Below are 1,005 nucleotides of genomic sequence, written 5' to 3'. Positions count from 1 at the left end.
TATGGAAAATATTAAGTTTTAAAAAGTGTTCGGTTATTTCTTGCAATCTGCCAAATTCAAAAGTGGGTTATACCAACGATAGAACGGATGTTTGTTTCATTTATATTACTAAAATTACAGAAAACGGCTTTTTTGTAACTTTACGGACGTTGTTGTGTAATAAATACCTGTTAGTATATGCAACATAGCAAATGAGGGCTAAACAATTTTAAATATAAGGATGTAATTAATTCATGAAAAAAGTTTTATCTATCGCTTTAGTAAGTACTATGGCTTTAACAGCAATTTCTGCAACAACAAAAACTGCTCAAGCTGCAGTACAACTCGACAGTAACCATGTCCAAGTTGAAGCAGGTGACACATACAAGAGTATCGCTGAAAATGCTGGCGTAACAATCGCTGAACTTGAACAATCTAACGGCCGTGAAGTTGGCGGATACGACTTGATCTTCCCTGGTGAAACAGTAACATTACCAGGTGCTACAACTGCAGCCGCTACAGATACAACAACACAAGCTGCTCAAGATACAACACAAACAGCTCAAGCAACACAAACTACTGAAGATACAAGTTACCAAGCACAAGACACAACACAAGCTACAACTCAAAGTGCTGCTACTACAACACAAACTGGTACATCACAAGGAACATTCAAGATTTCATTCTATGATCCAGCTGTACTAGGTTCAAACATGGGTTATGGTGGTGTTGCTGCTAACCTTTCAGTATTCCCTAAGGGTACAACACTTAAGATTACACTTTCTGACGGTACAGTATTGATCAGAACAGTTAATGATACAGGTACATTTGCATACAGTAACCCTAACCAATTAGACGTTGCTATGCCAAATAACCAAATTCCTTCATACGGTGTAACTACTGCATCTGTTGAAGTACTTTAAGATAAATATTTGAGAAGCAGGACATTAATTTGTTCTGCTTTTTTTGTATAAGGCAGATTGCAAGAAATAACCGAACACTTTTTAAAACTTAATATTTTCCATA

General features: G+C 36.3%; 1 protein-coding gene. It reads left to right on the top strand.

What is annotated here, in order from left to right:
* Positions 1-233 precede the first annotated feature (233 nt).
* Entirely contained in the window at positions 234-902 is a 669-nt protein-coding gene (locus FC88_RS12355) for a LysM peptidoglycan-binding domain-containing protein (protein WP_057816073.1), read from the top strand.
* The last annotated feature ends 103 nt before the right edge of the window (positions 903-1,005 follow it).

Source organism: Companilactobacillus futsaii JCM 17355 (assembly GCF_001435505.1).
In the GTDB taxonomy this organism is placed as follows: domain Bacteria; phylum Bacillota; class Bacilli; order Lactobacillales; family Lactobacillaceae; genus Companilactobacillus; species Companilactobacillus futsaii.
This window is presented reverse-complemented; position numbering and strand designations above follow the sequence as displayed.

What these genes read in the sequence shown, in the direction of transcription:
- FC88_RS12355 (WP_057816073.1), top strand. Translation starts at nt 234, where the DNA reads ATGAAAAAAGTTTTATCTATCGCTTTAGTAAGTACTATGGCTTTAACA.